The sequence below is a fragment of the Erythrobacter sp. Alg231-14 genome (assembly GCF_900149685.1).
GTDB lineage: Bacteria > Pseudomonadota > Alphaproteobacteria > Sphingomonadales > Sphingomonadaceae > Erythrobacter.
On record NZ_LT702999.1, the window covers coordinates 2,688,532 to 2,703,286 of the forward strand.

Here is a 14,755-nt window from a genome sequence, read left to right on the forward strand (position 1 = left end):
CGTTAAAAGCGCTTTGCAAACGTGTTACTAGGAGAACTCTATGCCCCTTCCCGCCCCATTTGATCGCCTTCGGCTGCCGTTGATTGGCTCCCCGCTTTTCATCGTATCCGGCCCAGAATTGGTGATCGCTCAGTGTAAGGCTGGGGTTATCGGCAGTTTTCCGGCGCTCAATGCGCGCCCGCAATCGCTGCTCGATGAATGGCTGCATCAAATCACGGAAGAATTGGCAAAACACAATCGGGAAAATCCGGATAGACCTGCTGCGCCGTTTGCGGTGAACCAAATCGTCCACAAATCCAACGATCGCGTGATGGCAGACATGGCGACTTGCGAAAAATGGCAAGTTCCCATGATCATCACGTCTTTGGGTGCACGCACAGAGATCTTTGACGCAGTTCGCAGTTGGGGCGGCGTTACGATGCACGATGTGATCAATAACCGCTTTGCGAAAAAGGCGATTGAAAAAGGCGCAGACGGCCTCATCCCGGTCGCTGCGGGCGCCGGTGGCCATGCGGGCACGCAATCGCCCTTTGCCTTGATGCAGGAAATTCGTGAGTGGTTTGATGGAATGGTTGCTTTGTCCGGTTCCATTGCCAACGGCGCGTCTGTCCTTGCGGCTCAGGCTATGGGCGCAGATTTTGGCTATGCGGGCAGTGCGTTCATCGCGACAGAGGAAGCAAACGCGGATCAGGCGTACAAAGATGGCATCGTCGAAGGGTCGGCGGAAGGGATCGTCTATTCGAACCTGTTCACCGGCGTTCACGGCAACTACCTGCGATCTTCAATTGAAAAAGCGGGCCTTGACCCAGACGATCTGCCGACCAGCGATCCTTCCAAAATGAACTTTGGATCGGGCGGCAACACCAAAGTGAAAGCATGGAAAGACATCTGGGGTTCTGGCCAAGGTGTCGGTGCCGTTAAGTCGGTTGGCACTGTCGAAGATATGGTCGCCCGGATGGAACGCGAATACCATGCCGCCAAAGCGCAAATGCTCGAGAATTCAAACTACACAGCCTGGTCGTAAGACCGGCATAATATTAGGTGGCCTTCCACAAGGCTTCCGCCATGGAATCCAGCTCGGCAAAGTCAAACCCTTTGCCGAGCGGATCTTTGCGATTGAGGATCAGTCGGCGTCGCTCGCACAAAAGACGCCGCCTTAGCGCTGATTGCAACAGCGATAGCCGGTCCAAGGCCTCCGCTACGGCCAATTCCGCATCGATAAAGCGCGTTTTTGACCAATGCGCCTCAATCCGGCCCACCCGCTCGATCACCAATTGATTGTATTGCCGGTGTGGTCCGCGATGGAGTGGCATTCCAATTCTAAGACTGGCCTCATCCGTGGCAGGCAAGAGCAAACCGTTGGCGCGGAAATCATCGAAGTCGACCAGGTCGCGACCGATCGTGTCAAACATCAACCCAAAGCATCGACGAGACAGCAATTGCCGCGGCAACAGATGATGGCGTTGCACCCCGGCATCATGACCCGGCATGCCGCGACGATTGACCGACCGAAACGCCACACGCTTGCGCGCTAACGCCCGAGCTATGGTGTGCTTCGCCGGTCTGTTGATTGAGAAAAAGGAGCGACCCTGTTGTATCACTAACTATTCACGCCAAACTCTGATGAATTTACCATTTTGGGAAGAACGCATAACTAAAGCATTGCCATCGGGCGCGGTAATCCGCTCACCTCCATCAATACCACCAACCAAAACCATTTGATTTACCAATCTCACACCCAGTCTTGTAGCGGTTACCTTATCTATAGAAAGCGGTGATTCAATCCTAAGTTCCTGATTAATCCAATAATCGAGTCCAATACTTTGGATTGCCCCATCTATAGTTTCGCGAAAGGCCGTGAGTCCAAGTGCAGGAAATGGCCCTCCATCCAACCAAGCCGTGATCACCGATTCAAAAAATCGCGGTCCGATCGCACTGGACGATGGTGGCCAAACAATGGCTTCTATGTCGTCAAAATGGTGGACCAAATCTCGTGCAAGCGCGACCAATCCCTTCACCACTGGGATCGACCGCTCGCCGCCAACCAAATGATGGCCGGGCTTTAACTGCAAGGCTTCATGCCCGATCGCAGCCGGGGATTCTTTCAAATCGAATATGTGATCGACGCTGGGGAAAGGCATGGCGTCACCTGAGGCTAGCCCGCTCAGGTCGAACATCAAACCGTCGCGCAGCAATTCTAACCAACGCACGTCTTGCATTGGAACGTCCATCGGTTCTGGACGATCCAGCGCCTCCCCTTCGGCGGCGACCAATTGCAATTGCACATCATCGGCCGGATCATGGGTGAGATTCACCGCGCGTTGATTGGCCACGAACTCACGTATCGCAGCGCGATCGGGCCGCTTGCCCTTCGCAAACAGCAGGTAGAGCCCTTTCGCATCGGAAGCCGATGTTTCAGTGATTATCCACTACCCCTTCTCTGCTTCACGACATGAAGCATCCGCAATTAAGCTTGGCTTCATTTCCAACTATCGTCGAGTCCCGATTGATGGGATGTTACACTTTATTAGGCATGATTTAGAATACACCTGTTAACATCCCTTCAACCATCGCTCTCCCCAACTCATTACAGTCGCGCAACACTTTGTTGGATGGTGATTTTTCTGCAAGAATGGCTTCTGGCGTTTGCGCAGAAAAGTTGACTATCCGTGGTTCTGCAATTCGCCGCAGCCGCCAACCGGTGACAATCCTATCCAACTGGCGCACGGCCCCTTCCCCGTCTGAGCCGGCCGCAATGATCGTGGCATAGGGTCGGCCTTCGATCTTCCCTAGAACGGGATAGTAATTCGCGTCGAACATCTCTTTCATCGCACCGCTCAACGCGCCAAGGTTCTCTGGGCCAACGAACAAATAACCGGTAGCTGACAACAGATCATTGGGCGTCACATCGGGGGCTTCAACCAAACGCGCCAGATCGTGATCGGCTGCGGCTTTGGCCATGCTCGCGCTGGCCCCTGTGCGGCTGTGCCAAATGACCAAGAGCTTTGTGTTGTCGTCCATGCCCCATGCCTCGCCAATATGCAGGTGCAAAGTCAATCGTCGATTGTCGCCCGGCGGCTCTGTTTTGTGCCGGGTCAATGCGCTATTTGGCGTGCATGGCCTCCCACTCACTCTCTCACGTCCTTGGTGTTTCACAATCCTTTGCGGGACGCAGCTGGCATTGGCGCGGCGGGAATATGGATTTGGGTGATGATACCAATCGCGATGGTGCGCGATTGGACGACACCATCTTGTCGCAATTGTTGATGACCCGCGGCGTGGCAGAGGACGAGGTGCAAAAACACGCCAAGCCAACGATGCGCGAGTTTCTGCCCGATCCATCGGAATTCCGCGACATGGAACGTGCCGCCGAACGGATCGCCAACGCGGTGATCGCGCAAGAGACGATCACGATTTACGGCGATTACGACGTTGATGGCGCGACAAGCGCCGCCTTGCTGGTCGAATTGCTGCGAGGATTGGGTGTTGAGGCGGGATATTACATCCCTGATCGTTTGCTTGAAGGGTACGGTCCTACGGGCGAAGCCTTGGTTAAATTGGCGGAGGACGGATCAAGTTTGATCGTGACCGTCGATTGCGGTGCGATGGCACACGAGGCTTTGACCATGGCGCGTGACGCGGGCGTGGACGTTATCGTGGTCGATCACCATAAATGTTCCGCAGATCTCCCGCCGACCGCCGCTTTGGTCAATCCGAACCGCTTAGATGAAAACGATCTAGCGGCCAGCCATGGGCACCTTGCCGCGGTCGGCGTTGCGTTCCTTTTGGGGATCGCTTTGGTTCGCAATCTTAGAGCAAAATCCTATTTCGCCGACCGGGACGAGCCTGATTTGATGGCGCTGCTGGATTTGGTCGCCCTTGGCACCGTTGCTGATGTTGCCGCTCTTCATGGATTGAACCGCGCCTTTGTCTCCCAAGGGCTCAAAATCCTCGCCCGGCGTGAACGGATCGGGATGGCGGCGTTGATGGATGCAAGCCGTTTAAAACGCGCGCCGATTGCATCGGATCTTGGCTTCGCCTTGGGCCCACGGATCAACGCGGGCGGACGGATCGGCGAATCCACATTAGGTGTGCGGTTGTTGACCACACGCGACCCAGATGAAGCACGCGACATTGCCGAAAAACTGTCCGCTCTCAACGAAGAACGCCGCGCAATTGAAGCCGAAGTGCAAGAGGCCGCCGAAGCGCAATTGGATGGGCAGCATAATATGGCGGTGCAGGTAGTCTCGGGGGCCGGTTGGCATCCCGGAGTGATCGGTATTGTCGCAGGGCGAATCAAAGAGAAAACAGGAAAGCCTTCGATAATCATCGCACTCGACGAAGCCGAAGGGGTCGGCAAAGGATCCGGCCGGTCAATCAGCGGCGTCGATCTAGGCGCGGCGATCATCGCTGCGCGAGAGGCCGACTTGCTGGTTGCTGGCGGAGGTCACGCCATGGCGGCGGGAATGACCATCGCCAACGGCAAGCTCGCGGAATTCACCGAATTCCTCGACACGCGCCTTGCCCGCGACGTGGAGCGCGCTCAATTAAGCCAAAGCATGCAGCTCGACCTCTCGCTCTCTCCTGGCGGGCTGACCCCTGAATTGGTCAACACATTGGAAGCTGCGGGGCCGTATGGCGTTGGCTGGCCCGCCCCAAGGGTGGCGGTTGGACCTGTGCGTATTGTGAAGGCAGACATCGTCGGCAAAGATCATTTGCGTATTATCGCGTCGGGCGGCGATGGACGGTCCTTCAAAGGAATCGCATTTCGCGCCGCGGAAACAGAAATGGCGCAAACTTTGCTCCACCGATCCAAAGGGCGCCTCTTCCATCTCGCAGGACGGGTAAAGATTGACGATTGGGGTCCACGCCCGGCGGCAGAGCTTCACTTAGAGGACGCCGCTTTCGCCGATTGACAGGGACGAACAATCGCCGATGAAATTATTTTTCACAAAACCGGCGTGATCGGGCTTGACCACTTCCCCCCGCCCCCCTAGATGCGCGCTCTCGCAATTGAGCGTGGCCCCTTCGTCTAGCGGTTAGGACGCGGCCCTTTCACGGCTGAAACACGGGTTCGATTCCCGTAGGGGTCACCACTTTTGCACCTCCCACTTCGTACAGATATCTGACACCAAAATTGTTCACACAGGGTTTGACCTTGTGCTGGAGCAGTTTAGAGCACCTGCTATGAGCATGTGGCAGTCGCTTCCTCGTACAGGTGTTTTTCTGGCTCTGGTGACATTTGTCGCCCTGATTGCGCTTAGGATCGATTCGGTGATCGCCATGTCGGTCCTGATATTGTGGATCGGCTCTTTGCTGATTGTGTCTGCGAAACCGTCCCCAAAACCCTCCACAAACGCGAATAAGACCTTTTCGCTGGATTCCATCCGGGACCTAACCGAAAATTCCTCGACCCCCATATTCGTCACCGACAAGAATACCGTCGCCAGCGCCAATCGCGCCGCGCGCAAGCTTTTGGGTCACCATATCGTCGGTCAAGACGCCCGCGTCGTTTTCCGTCAGCCCGAGGCAATTGCCCTGCTGGGCAAAGAGGAAGCGGGTCAGGCCATTATTCGCGGCCTTGTGCGTCGGCATGACATTTGGAAAGTGAGCCGCCAAACATTGGACGGCAATTCGGCGATCATCGAATTTATCAACCAAACCGCAGAATCCGACATTAGCCGGGCGCACACCGATTTCGTTGCCAATGCGAGCCATGAACTTCGCACGCCGTTATCGGCCATCATTGGGTATGTCGAAACGCTACAGGAGGCCCGCGAAGACCTCGACGAGGAAACGACCGGTCGATTCCTCGATACGATTGAGCGTGAGGCACAACGGATGCAGGCCTTGATCAGCGATTTGATGAGTCTGTCACGCGTGGAAGCGGGCAAGAGCGAATTGCCGGTGGAAATGGTAAAACTGCAACCCATCGTGGATCGCGCCGCACGGGATGCGGCCGGCCCCGATCGCAGCGACATGATTGAACTGGAATTTGCAGAGAACCCGCTCATTCAGGGCGATCCGCAACAGATCGAACAGGTCGTTCGCAACCTTGTCGACAACGCATTGAAGTACGGCGATGAAATCTCTCCCGTGCGTGTAAAGCTGGACCTTTCGCGCGCCGGCGAAGCCCGCGTAACCGTATCCGACAAGGGTGAAGGCATCGCCCCGGATCAGATCCCGCATTTGACGCGCCGATTTTATCGGACCGACCCAGGAAGAAGCCGCGCGTCCGGTGGTACGGGCCTTGGTCTTGCGATTGTTAAACACATTGTTGAACGCCACAGAGGCCGTCTCGACATTGATAGTCAGCTTGGCATCGGCACAAATGTCATCATCCGATTGCCAGTCGCCAAGGGCGACCCCCAAGCCAATTAAGACCTCAGCGGCGACAGGTCACCGGCCCGTCACAATCGTCAATCGAGTGTCACACTAGAGTCACAGACTCGTCATACTGGGCAGCGCAGTCCGATATTGTTTAGGATTCGAAATGACGAAAATCTGTAAACCATTGTTCGTATCTGTGGCCCTTCTCAGCAGTTCTGTTTCTACACAGGCCGTTGCTCAGGCTACGCCTACTGCTTCTGAAGAGATGGCTCTTCTTCGGACCGAATTGGCTCGACTTGCCAATCGTCTCGCAGAGCTTGAAAGCGAACTCGCCGCAACAACGCAGGCCGCGAACGAGGCCGCCGAGGCCGCAGAAGCCGCCAGCGCATCGGTTCAAGCGGTCAGCGCCGACCAGAGCGACGCCGCAGAGGTCGAATTCAGAGGCGCCCCTCAGGTTTCAAATTCTGATGGTTGGAGCTTTAAACCGCGCGGCCGGGTCAATATGGATTTCGGTTATGTTGGCGCGCCTAGCTCAACCGGCGCAGACAGCGGATTTGACGCAGAAGCCCGCCGTGTCCGGCTTGGCGTTTCTGGCGATATTCCGGGCGGATTTGGCTATAAGGTCGAAGCAGACTTCGCCGAGAACGAAGTGGCTCTTACCGATGCTATCATAACCTATAAAGACGGCGGTCTCACCCTCTCTGTCGGTCAACACAACACGTTCCAAGGATTGGAAGAACTTTCCAGCAGCTTGAACACGTCGTTCATCGAACGCTCTGCTTGGACCGATGCGTTCGGTTTTGAACGCCGTGTGGGTGTTTCGGGTCAATACAAGACCGACACGCTTCTGCTCCAAGGCGGTGTCTTCTCCGATAACAGCGAAGACTTGCCCAATGGCAACACCAGTTTTGATGGCCGTGTCGTGTTTGCCCCAGTGACGGGTTCGACCCAGCTGCACTTTGGTGGTTCTGTCCATTACAACGATCTGGGCGATGGCAACACAGTGCGGTACCGCACACGGCCTTTGGTCCATTTCACCGACAATCGTTTCGTCAACACCGACCGTTTCTCCGCCAATAGCGAGCTCGGCATCGGTCTCGAAGCGGCGGCCATTTCGGGACCGTTCCACATCGCGATCGAAGGTTTTTCGCAATCCGTCGATCGTCCAATCGGTTTTGCTGATCCGTCATTCTTGGGTGCATCGGCAGAAGTCGGCCTGTTCCTGACGGAAGGGGACACGCGCGGGTACAAAATCGGCACATTCGGCCGTGTGAAACCGCAAAATCCCGTCGGCGAAGGCGGCAGCGGCGCCATTCAATTGAACTTGCGTTACGATTATCTCGATTTGAATGACGAGGACATCATCGGCGGAACTCAGGAAAGTCTGCAAGCGTCCTTGATCTGGACCTTCACCGACTACACCCGTTTGCTGTTGAACTACGGTTTGCTTTCCTATGGCGATTCGGCCCTGCCGCAAGCCAACGGAAACGGCTCTTATGACGTCCACGTCGTCGGCCTAAGAGCGCAAGTCGATTTCTAATTCCCCATAGTGTGGCGACGAGATCGAGCCGATTAGACAAGTCTTTTTCGATTTCGTCACAAATCCGAAACTTCCATCGCCAACGAGGCTTCTTAGAACAGGCCTAACTCGAACTGGAGTGAGCAAAAATGAAACTCGCTAAGTCAATATTTGTCGTCCTTGCCCCAACCCTTGCCCTTGCCGGCTGCTCTGATGAGCTTGGCTCGGTTGAAGGTCGCGATTCGGTCCGTGCTGTCGGTTCGTCGACGGTTTTCCCGTTCGCTACCGCGGTTGCTGAATCGCTGTCTCGCTCAAACCCGGAAATTCCTTCGCCGATCATTGAATCGACCGGAACCGGCGGCGGCATGAAATTGTTCTGCTCGGGCGTTGGGCCCAGCACCCCTGATACAGCCAATGCTTCGCGCCGGATGAAGGCGTCGGAATTTGAGGACTGCCAGAACAACGGCGTCACCGACATCATCGAACTTCAAGTTGGTCTCGACGGGATCGCCTTTGCTTCGGCACAGGGCGGCATCGAGCTAAACCTTACCCCTCAAATCGTCTACGAAGCCCTCGCCAAAAGCCCGTATGGCGGCGAACAAACCAACCAAACATGGGCCGATGTCGATCCATCGCTGCCAGATGTGAAAATCCTTGTTTACGGTCCGCCTACAACATCGGGCACACGCGACGCGCTCAAGGAATTGATCCTCGAAGTTGGCTGCAACAGCAACCCAGCGATGGCCGAATTGGAAGAGAGCGACGAAGATCGTTACGACCAAGTCTGCACCGAAGTGCGCGCCGACGGCCTCTATGTCGATCAAGGCGAACAAGACAATCTGATAGTCCAGAAAATTGAGAGCAACGAAAACGCGGTTGGTGTCTTCGGTTATTCGTACCTCGAAGAGAACGCCGACAAGGTTCAAGGCCTCCGCATGAACGGCGTTGAACCAACCTATGAAAACATCGCGAATTTTGATTATCCGGGTGCTCGCCCACTCTATGTCTACGTCAAGAAAGCGCATATCGGCCAAATCCCTGGGCTGGCCGAATATCTAAATGAGTGGACAACCATGTGGGAGCGAGGTGGTCCTCTGGCCAGCATTGGCCTAGTTGCTTCTCCCGAAGACGTTATGGCCGCGAATCTCGCGGGCGTGAATGAACAGGCTACGATCGACGGGTCTGATCTGAAGTAACAGAACTGAGACCTTAAGTATGACGCTGGCTTCTTCCTTTCTCCTCGTACTGGGCCTTGCCCTTGCAGGATGGTTGGCGGCGCGCAGTCGAGCATGGAGCTTGCGCGCGAATGCCGACGAAAGATTAGCCAGTCTACCGGTCTATCATGGTTGGTACGTTGCCCTTTGGGTCTTCGTACCAACCATACTGTTTGTGGTGATATGGGATTCGATATCGTCGAACCTTGTTTTGCAATCGGTGCTTGCGCATCCGGCGGCGGACGGATTGCCACAGTTTGAAAGCGCGCGGATCGATGCGCTTAGAGAGGCACGCGCCGTTGCCAATGGGTCAATTTCGACCACCGAAAACAGCGCCGCCTTCCCCCTGATTACGCCGTTCAGCGAAGCGATCGCACTGTATCGTTCGATTGGTCTCGTGCTGACCGTGATCATTGCCGGCGCCGCAGGCGCGTGGTCGTACCTTAGAGTGAAACCTGAATTTGGTGCGAGAAACCGCGTCGAAAAAGCGATTATGGCGCTTTTGATCCTCGCCTCTCTTGTCGCTGTCTTCAGCACGTTTGGCATTCTGGCCAGCCTGATTTTTGAAACCTTCCGTTTCTTTGAGATGGTTTCCTTCACCGATTTCTTATTTGGCACGTTTTGGTCGCCAGACCCGATGGCCAATCCGGAAAACCCCGACCCCACCCGTTACGGCGCGGTGCCTTTGTTTTGGGGTACCATCCTGATCGGCGCGGTCATTGCGATGATTGTTGCGATCCCGATTGGCATGATGAGCGCCATATATCTGACGCAATACGCGCATCCCACCGTGCGCGCATGGACCAAACCGGCGCTTGAAATTCTCGCGGGTGTTCCGACCGTTGTTTATGGTTATTTCGCCGCTCTAACGGTCGCCCCAATTATTCGCGACGCCGCGATCGCCGTTGGTTTTGCCAATGCATCGAGTGAGAGCGCGCTGGCCGCTGGCGTGGTCATGGGGGTTATGATTATCCCGTTTGTGTCATCCATGGCCGATGACAGCATTGCCGCCGTTCCCCAAGCCATGCGCGATGGCAGTTTGGCGATGGGCGCAACCACGTCCGAAACAATCAAACTCGTTCTCGTCCCAGCTGCCCTGCCGGGTATCGTTGGCGGTGTCATGCTCGCGATCAGCCGGGCAATTGGTGAAACGATGATCGTGGTGATGGCCGCCTCTACCGCGGCCAACCTGTCGGCCAATCCATTGGAAGCGATGACGACGGTCACGGTGCAAATCGTCGCGATGCTAACCGGCGAAGGCAGTTTCGATCACCCAGCCACGTTGAGCGCGTTTGCTCTGGGCTTCATCCTATTCATGGTGACACTGGCTTTGAACTTCGTCGCGTTGAGCGTCGTTAAAAGGTATCGCGAAGCATATGAGTAGCTCTGGCACCCACACAGGTTCCGACGCGCTGCGATCGGACAAGTTCGAACAGCGGTTGAAGACCCGTTACGCGAAAGAGCGTCGTTTTAAGCTTCTCGGCCTTGCGTCGATTGTTTTTGCGGTTTCGGTTTTGGTTTTGCTGCTGGGCAACATGACGCTTAACGGCATTGGTGGCTTTCAACGCGTTGAAGCCGCGGTTGAAATCGACTTTTCGCAAAGCGACCTTCAACTTTCAGGCGAACAACTCACCTTAAGCCAAGCGGCGCGTTCGCTTGAATCGCAGGGATTGAGAGATGTCATCACGGCATCGGCGGAACAAACGCTGGGCGCAGACGGCGCAGCACAGTTGAACCAACAAGCATGGCGCGATGTCGCTCAGCGCATTTATGAAGATCCCTCGATCTTGGTGCGCACGGTTGAGTTCGACTTGGCGGCATCACCGGACCTTGCGGCGGGTTACTCCGACGAAGGCTCGCCACAAATGATGGAGCTTGCCGATCGCCTGATCGAAGAGGGTCATCTCAGCAAGAATTTCGACATCGGCTTTATGGAACGCTCTGCTGCGACCGATCCCCAACTTGCGGGTATCTGGGGCGCGCTGAAAGGTTCCATGCTCACCATGCTGATTACATTGGTGATGGCATTCCCCATCGGGGTGATGGCCGCGCTTTACCTTGAAGAATACGCTCCGAAGAACCGGATGACCGATTTCCTCGAAGTGTCGATCAACAATCTGGCCGCTGTTCCTTCGATTATCTTCGGCTTGTTGGGTTTGGCAGTCTTTCTCACCATATTCCCGACCTACCGCTCTGCGCCTCTTATCGGCGGTATGACGTTGGCCTTGATGACGATGCCGGTCATTGTGATTACGGGCCGCAATGCGATCAAAGCGGTTCCGCCGTCAATTCGCGACGGCGCATTGGCGATTGGCGCTTCGCCGGTTCAGGTGGTGTTCCACCATGTCTTGCCGCTTGCTCTGCCGGGAATATTGACGGGCACCATCATTGGTATGGCCCGCGCCCTTGGTGAAACCGCGCCGTTGCTTATGATCGGTATGCGCGCGTTTGTTGCCACGCCTCCTGACGGCTTTACCTCTCCGGCCACCGTTCTGCCGGTTCAAATCTTTCTGTGGTCGGACGAAATCGACAGAGGGTTTGTCGAAAGAACAAGTGCTGCTATCATCATCCTGCTGATTTTCCTGCTGTTGATGAACGGCCTCGCGATTTATCTACGCAACAAGTTTGAGAAATCCTGGTGACAGTCATCCATCCAAATCTTGAAGCCGTCGAAGCCAAAATGAGCGCCACTGGCGTTTCGGTTTACTACGGCGACAAGAAAGCTATCGACGATGTTTCAATCTCGATCCCATCCAAATATGTGACGGCGTTTATTGGGCCATCGGGGTGTGGGAAATCGACTTTCCTACGCGCCCTGAACCGGATGAACGACACCATTCCATCGGCCCGCGTCGAAGGTAAGATTGAGCTCGATTCCGAAGACATTTATTCAAGCTCGATGGATGTCGTCCGCCTGCGCGCCCGGGTTGGGATGGTCTTTCAAAAGCCCAATCCATTCCCGAAATCGATTTACGAAAACATCGCCTATGGCCCCCGGATCCACGGGATTTTCCATGACAAAGATGATCTCGATCAAATCGTCGAAAATTCTCTTAGCCGCGCGGGTTTGTGGAACGAGGTAAAAGATCGACTGACCGATCCTGGAACAGCGTTATCAGGCGGGCAACAACAACGCCTTTGCATCGCCCGCGCTATTGCGGTTGATCCCGAAGTGATCCTTATGGACGAGCCGTGTTCCGCTTTGGACCCGATCGCCACGGCAAAGATCGAAGAGCTCATTGCAGAGCTGTCGGATCGCTACGCAATCGTTATCGTGACCCATTCGATGCAACAAGCAGCGCGCGTTTCTCAACGAACTGCGTTTTTCCACCTTGGAAACATCGTCGAGTACGGGCGAACTTCAGACATCTTCACAACACCAATTGAGCAGCGGACGAAAGACTACATCACTGGGCGGTACGGATAGATGACAGACCATACAGTTAAAGCGTTCGACGAGGACATCACCCGTCTGCGGGGCCTAATCGGAGAGATGGGCGGCCTTGCCGAAGTGGCGATTGAGGAAGCTCTCGCATCGCTTGTAGCGGGCGATACAAAGCGCGCGGAAAAAGTCGTCAAAGCCGATAAGAAACTGGACGAACTGGAATCACAGGTCGACAAATTGGCAATCCGGGTGATCGCGTTGAGAGCTCCGATGGCGGATGACCTTCGCGAAGTTATCGCCGCGCTTAAGATTGCCGGTGTGATTGAACGGATCGGCGATTATTCAAAGAACATCGCAAAGCGCGTTGGTAAGATCGAGGGTCGTGATCGGTTTGAACCTCTGACATTGCTGCCCGCGATGGGCGAAGTGGCCGGCGAAATGGTTCACGATGTCCTTACCGCCTATGCTGCTCGTGATGCCGGATTGGCCCGAGAAGTTATCGCCACCGACGATAAAGTGGACGCATTCTACGACAGCATTTTCCGTAACCTTGTGAGTCACATGGTTGAAAATCCTGCGACGATTTCGAGTGCGGCACATCTGTTGTTTGTGGCTCGGAACCTAGAACGAATTGGCGATCACGCCACCAACGTCGCAGAAATGGTTCATTTCGCAGCGACCGGCACGTATCCTCCCGAAGAAGATCGATAATCGCGGCGACTGGCGGCGTTGGACGCATTCGTTCGTGTGATGTGGAAAATAGCGGGCTGCAATTTCATTAAACTGTAGCCCAGTTGAAACATGGTCACGAACGACCGCCTCGCACGAGTAGTCGGGACGGGTTTGAAGGAAGAATGCTATGTCCGCTGCTAAATTGCTGTTGGTCGAAGACGATCCATCCCTTTCCGAATTGCTCGAATATCGTTTTCAGAACGAAGGCTATAACGTTCGATGTACCGGTGACGGCGATGAAGCCATGGTCCTGGCGAGCGAGGATGTCCCCGACCTCATCATCCTGGATTGGATGATCGAAGGGACCAGCGGCATAGAAGTGTGTCGGCGCCTGCGCCGCGATAAAGCAACCGCGCATGTCCCCATTATTATGCTCACCGCCCGTGAGGCAGAGGATGATCGCGTGCGCGGACTGGAAACCGGCGCGGATGATTATCTGACAAAGCCATTTTCCCCACGCGAACTGCTTGCTCGGGTTGCAGCAGTGATGCGCCGCATCCGCCCTGCATTGGCCGGAGAGACGATTGAGGTCGGCGATATCAAGCTCGACCCGGTTGCGCACAAGGTTCAACGCCGCGGGCAATCGCTGCAATTGGGTCCAACGGAATACCGTTTGCTCAAATTCTTCCTAGAAAGCCCGGGCCGTGTGTTCAGCCGTGGGCAATTGCTAGACGGTGTTTGGGGAACAGGGTCGGATATTGAGCTGCGCACCGTCGATGTGCACATCCGCAGACTGCGCAAAGCGATTGGGATCGAAGGGGTCAAAGATCCAATCCGAACGGTCCGCTCCGCCGGTTATGCGTTAGAGGCCATCTAACGGCAAACACCGCTCCAACGGGCGCTTTGGTCAAAATGGAAATGATCAGCATGAGCGGCGTTAAAATCCGGCGATAGGACGGTCGCAAAAACCCCGCATGCATCATCGCGGACCCGGCGTAGGAATTGCGATTTTGCATCGCCACCATCCCAATCGTTCAACACGCTAATGCGTGTGCCGTCTTCCAAAACGAACGCCGCGATATCGATGGCGTTTGCGGTGGCGTGCTGGCTCCACCCGCTTGATCCGCTGCCGCGCATTCTGCGGCAATTGTAGGTTCCCAAATGTTCGATCCGGGCGATGTTGCTGCCCATGATCTCTTTTGCAGCGGGTACGACGCTTTTCGCTTTCCACATGACCATCGCTGTGGCCACGGGGCAGGTCACCGAAGGGTTGGTCGGCCCCATGGGGAAACTGTCCAATTGCGTTCTATCGGGGCGTGCGCACGCGCCCTCTCCCGATGCATCGGCCAATGGGGGTAAAACGGTGTAAGCAACCTCGCTGCGTTCCAGCGCAGCATGACACGCGGTGACATCGTCTTTGAGCACGGCTATTTTCCGAGCGGTCGCCATGCCGATGGGGTCGCGCAGATCAAGCGGCGCCATCGGATTGTGTTCGGGGTGCCCTTCCAACCAGACCCATCCGGCAAAACCGACCATGGCGATGATTGCAACAATGATGAGACGCGCCTCTATTCGAAATGTGCCGGTTTCTCGCTTTGCTCTGGATTGTCGTGATTTGCGTGGCATGACACCGTT

Annotated in this window: 14 protein-coding genes and 1 tRNA gene; 11 read left to right on the plus strand and 4 right to left on the minus strand. The window is 55.5% G+C overall.

The window, feature by feature from the left end; genetic code table 11:
* Nucleotides 1–40: 40 nt before the first annotated feature.
* Nucleotides 41–1,024 carry a nitronate monooxygenase gene (locus BQ8290_RS12925; RefSeq protein WP_108790953.1) on the plus strand — a complete coding sequence of 328 codons (984 nt, stop codon included), beginning with the start codon at nucleotides 41–43 and terminating at the stop codon, nucleotides 1,022–1,024.
* Nucleotides 1,025–1,037: 13 nt separating this feature from the next.
* Here BQ8290_RS12925 and BQ8290_RS12930 read toward each other — a convergent pair whose 3' ends face one another.
* From BQ8290_RS12930 to BQ8290_RS12940, 3 genes are all read right to left on the minus strand, one after another.
* On the minus strand, nucleotides 1,038–1,601 hold the full coding sequence (locus tag BQ8290_RS12930) for an AHH domain-containing protein (RefSeq protein WP_337661401.1): 564 nt from the start codon (nucleotides 1,599–1,601) through the stop codon (nucleotides 1,038–1,040).
* A 3-nt stretch (nucleotides 1,602–1,604) separates the two neighbouring features.
* Nucleotides 1,605–2,333, minus strand: coding sequence for a hypothetical protein (locus BQ8290_RS12935; protein ID WP_108790957.1), 729 nt, complete (start codon nucleotides 2,331–2,333; stop codon nucleotides 1,605–1,607).
* A gap of 205 nt (nucleotides 2,334–2,538) precedes the next feature.
* Nucleotides 2,539–3,021, minus strand: coding sequence for a flavodoxin (locus BQ8290_RS12940; RefSeq protein WP_108792397.1), 483 nt, complete (start codon nucleotides 3,019–3,021; stop codon nucleotides 2,539–2,541).
* A gap of 95 nt (nucleotides 3,022–3,116) precedes the next feature.
* Between BQ8290_RS12940 and recJ the strand changes: the two genes are divergently transcribed.
* The 10 genes from recJ to phoB all read left to right on the plus strand — a co-directional run bounded on the left by recJ (nucleotide 3,117) and on the right by phoB (nucleotide 13,997).
* Nucleotides 3,117–4,916, plus strand: a complete 1,800-nt coding sequence (gene recJ / locus BQ8290_RS12945; protein WP_108792400.1) for a single-stranded-DNA-specific exonuclease RecJ — start codon at nucleotides 3,117–3,119, stop codon at nucleotides 4,914–4,916.
* Between the two features lie 105 nt (nucleotides 4,917–5,021).
* Nucleotides 5,022–5,096 (plus strand) — tRNA-Glu (locus tag BQ8290_RS12950).
* Between the two features lie 91 nt (nucleotides 5,097–5,187).
* Nucleotides 5,188–6,381 (plus strand): ATP-binding protein, encoded by a 1,194-nt coding sequence (locus BQ8290_RS12955; RefSeq protein ID WP_108790959.1) that lies wholly within the window; start codon nucleotides 5,188–5,190, stop codon nucleotides 6,379–6,381.
* Between the two features lie 112 nt (nucleotides 6,382–6,493).
* On the plus strand, nucleotides 6,494–7,870 hold the full coding sequence (locus BQ8290_RS12960) for a porin (RefSeq protein WP_108790961.1): 1,377 nt from the start codon (nucleotides 6,494–6,496) through the stop codon (nucleotides 7,868–7,870).
* A 128-nt stretch (nucleotides 7,871–7,998) separates the two neighbouring features.
* Entirely contained in the window at nucleotides 7,999–9,045 is a 1,047-nt protein-coding gene (locus BQ8290_RS12965; RefSeq protein WP_108790963.1) for a substrate-binding domain-containing protein, read from the plus strand.
* Between the two features lie 19 nt (nucleotides 9,046–9,064).
* The gene (gene pstC, locus BQ8290_RS12970) at nucleotides 9,065–10,447 is read left to right on the plus strand and encodes a phosphate ABC transporter permease subunit PstC (protein WP_108790965.1); all 1,383 of its coding nucleotides are present in this window, start codon (nucleotides 9,065–9,067) and stop codon (nucleotides 10,445–10,447) included.
* On the plus strand, nucleotides 10,440–11,705 hold the full coding sequence (gene pstA, locus BQ8290_RS12975; protein ID WP_108790967.1) for a phosphate ABC transporter permease PstA: 1,266 nt from the start codon (nucleotides 10,440–10,442) through the stop codon (nucleotides 11,703–11,705). The genes pstC and pstA overlap by 8 nt, the downstream gene beginning before the upstream one ends.
* Before the next feature lie 38 nt (nucleotides 11,706–11,743).
* Complete coding sequence (gene pstB, locus BQ8290_RS12980; RefSeq protein ID WP_337661514.1) at nucleotides 11,744–12,490, plus strand: phosphate ABC transporter ATP-binding protein PstB; 747 nt, start codon at nucleotides 11,744–11,746, stop codon at nucleotides 12,488–12,490.
* The gene (phoU, locus tag BQ8290_RS12985; protein WP_108790971.1) at nucleotides 12,491–13,159 is read left to right on the plus strand and encodes a phosphate signaling complex protein PhoU; all 669 of its coding nucleotides are present in this window, start codon (nucleotides 12,491–12,493) and stop codon (nucleotides 13,157–13,159) included.
* A 148-nt stretch (nucleotides 13,160–13,307) separates the two neighbouring features.
* Entirely contained in the window at nucleotides 13,308–13,997 is a 690-nt protein-coding gene (phoB, locus tag BQ8290_RS12990; RefSeq protein ID WP_108790973.1) for a phosphate regulon transcriptional regulator PhoB, read from the plus strand.
* On the opposite strand, the gene BQ8290_RS12995 is transcribed toward phoB, so the two are convergent.
* Entirely contained in the window at nucleotides 13,994–14,746 is a 753-nt protein-coding gene (locus tag BQ8290_RS12995) for an extensin family protein (RefSeq protein WP_108790974.1), read from the minus strand. The genes phoB and BQ8290_RS12995 overlap by 4 nt on opposite strands.
* Nucleotides 14,747–14,755: the final 9 nt, after the last annotated feature.

Coding starts and splice junctions, on each gene's coding strand:
- BQ8290_RS12925 (WP_108790953.1), top strand. CDS start 41: ATGCCCCTTCCCGCCCCATTTGATCGCCTTCGGCTGCCGTTGATTGGC.
- BQ8290_RS12940 (WP_108792397.1), bottom strand. CDS start 3,021: ATGGACGACAACACAAAGCTCTTGGTCATTTGGCACAGCCGCACAGGG.
- recJ (WP_108792400.1), top strand. CDS start 3,117: ATGGCCTCCCACTCACTCTCTCACGTCCTTGGTGTTTCACAATCCTTT.
- BQ8290_RS12955 (WP_108790959.1), top strand. CDS start 5,188: ATGAGCATGTGGCAGTCGCTTCCTCGTACAGGTGTTTTTCTGGCTCTG.
- BQ8290_RS12960 (WP_108790961.1), top strand. CDS start 6,494: ATGACGAAAATCTGTAAACCATTGTTCGTATCTGTGGCCCTTCTCAGC.
- BQ8290_RS12965 (WP_108790963.1), top strand. CDS start 7,999: ATGAAACTCGCTAAGTCAATATTTGTCGTCCTTGCCCCAACCCTTGCC.
- pstC (WP_108790965.1), top strand. CDS start 9,065: ATGACGCTGGCTTCTTCCTTTCTCCTCGTACTGGGCCTTGCCCTTGCA.
- pstA (WP_108790967.1), top strand. CDS start 10,440: ATGAGTAGCTCTGGCACCCACACAGGTTCCGACGCGCTGCGATCGGAC.
- pstB (WP_337661514.1), top strand. CDS start 11,744: ATGAGCGCCACTGGCGTTTCGGTTTACTACGGCGACAAGAAAGCTATC.
- phoU (WP_108790971.1), top strand. CDS start 12,491: ATGACAGACCATACAGTTAAAGCGTTCGACGAGGACATCACCCGTCTG.
- phoB (WP_108790973.1), top strand. CDS start 13,308: ATGTCCGCTGCTAAATTGCTGTTGGTCGAAGACGATCCATCCCTTTCC.
- BQ8290_RS12995 (WP_108790974.1), bottom strand. CDS start 14,746: ATGCCACGCAAATCACGACAATCCAGAGCAAAGCGAGAAACCGGCACA.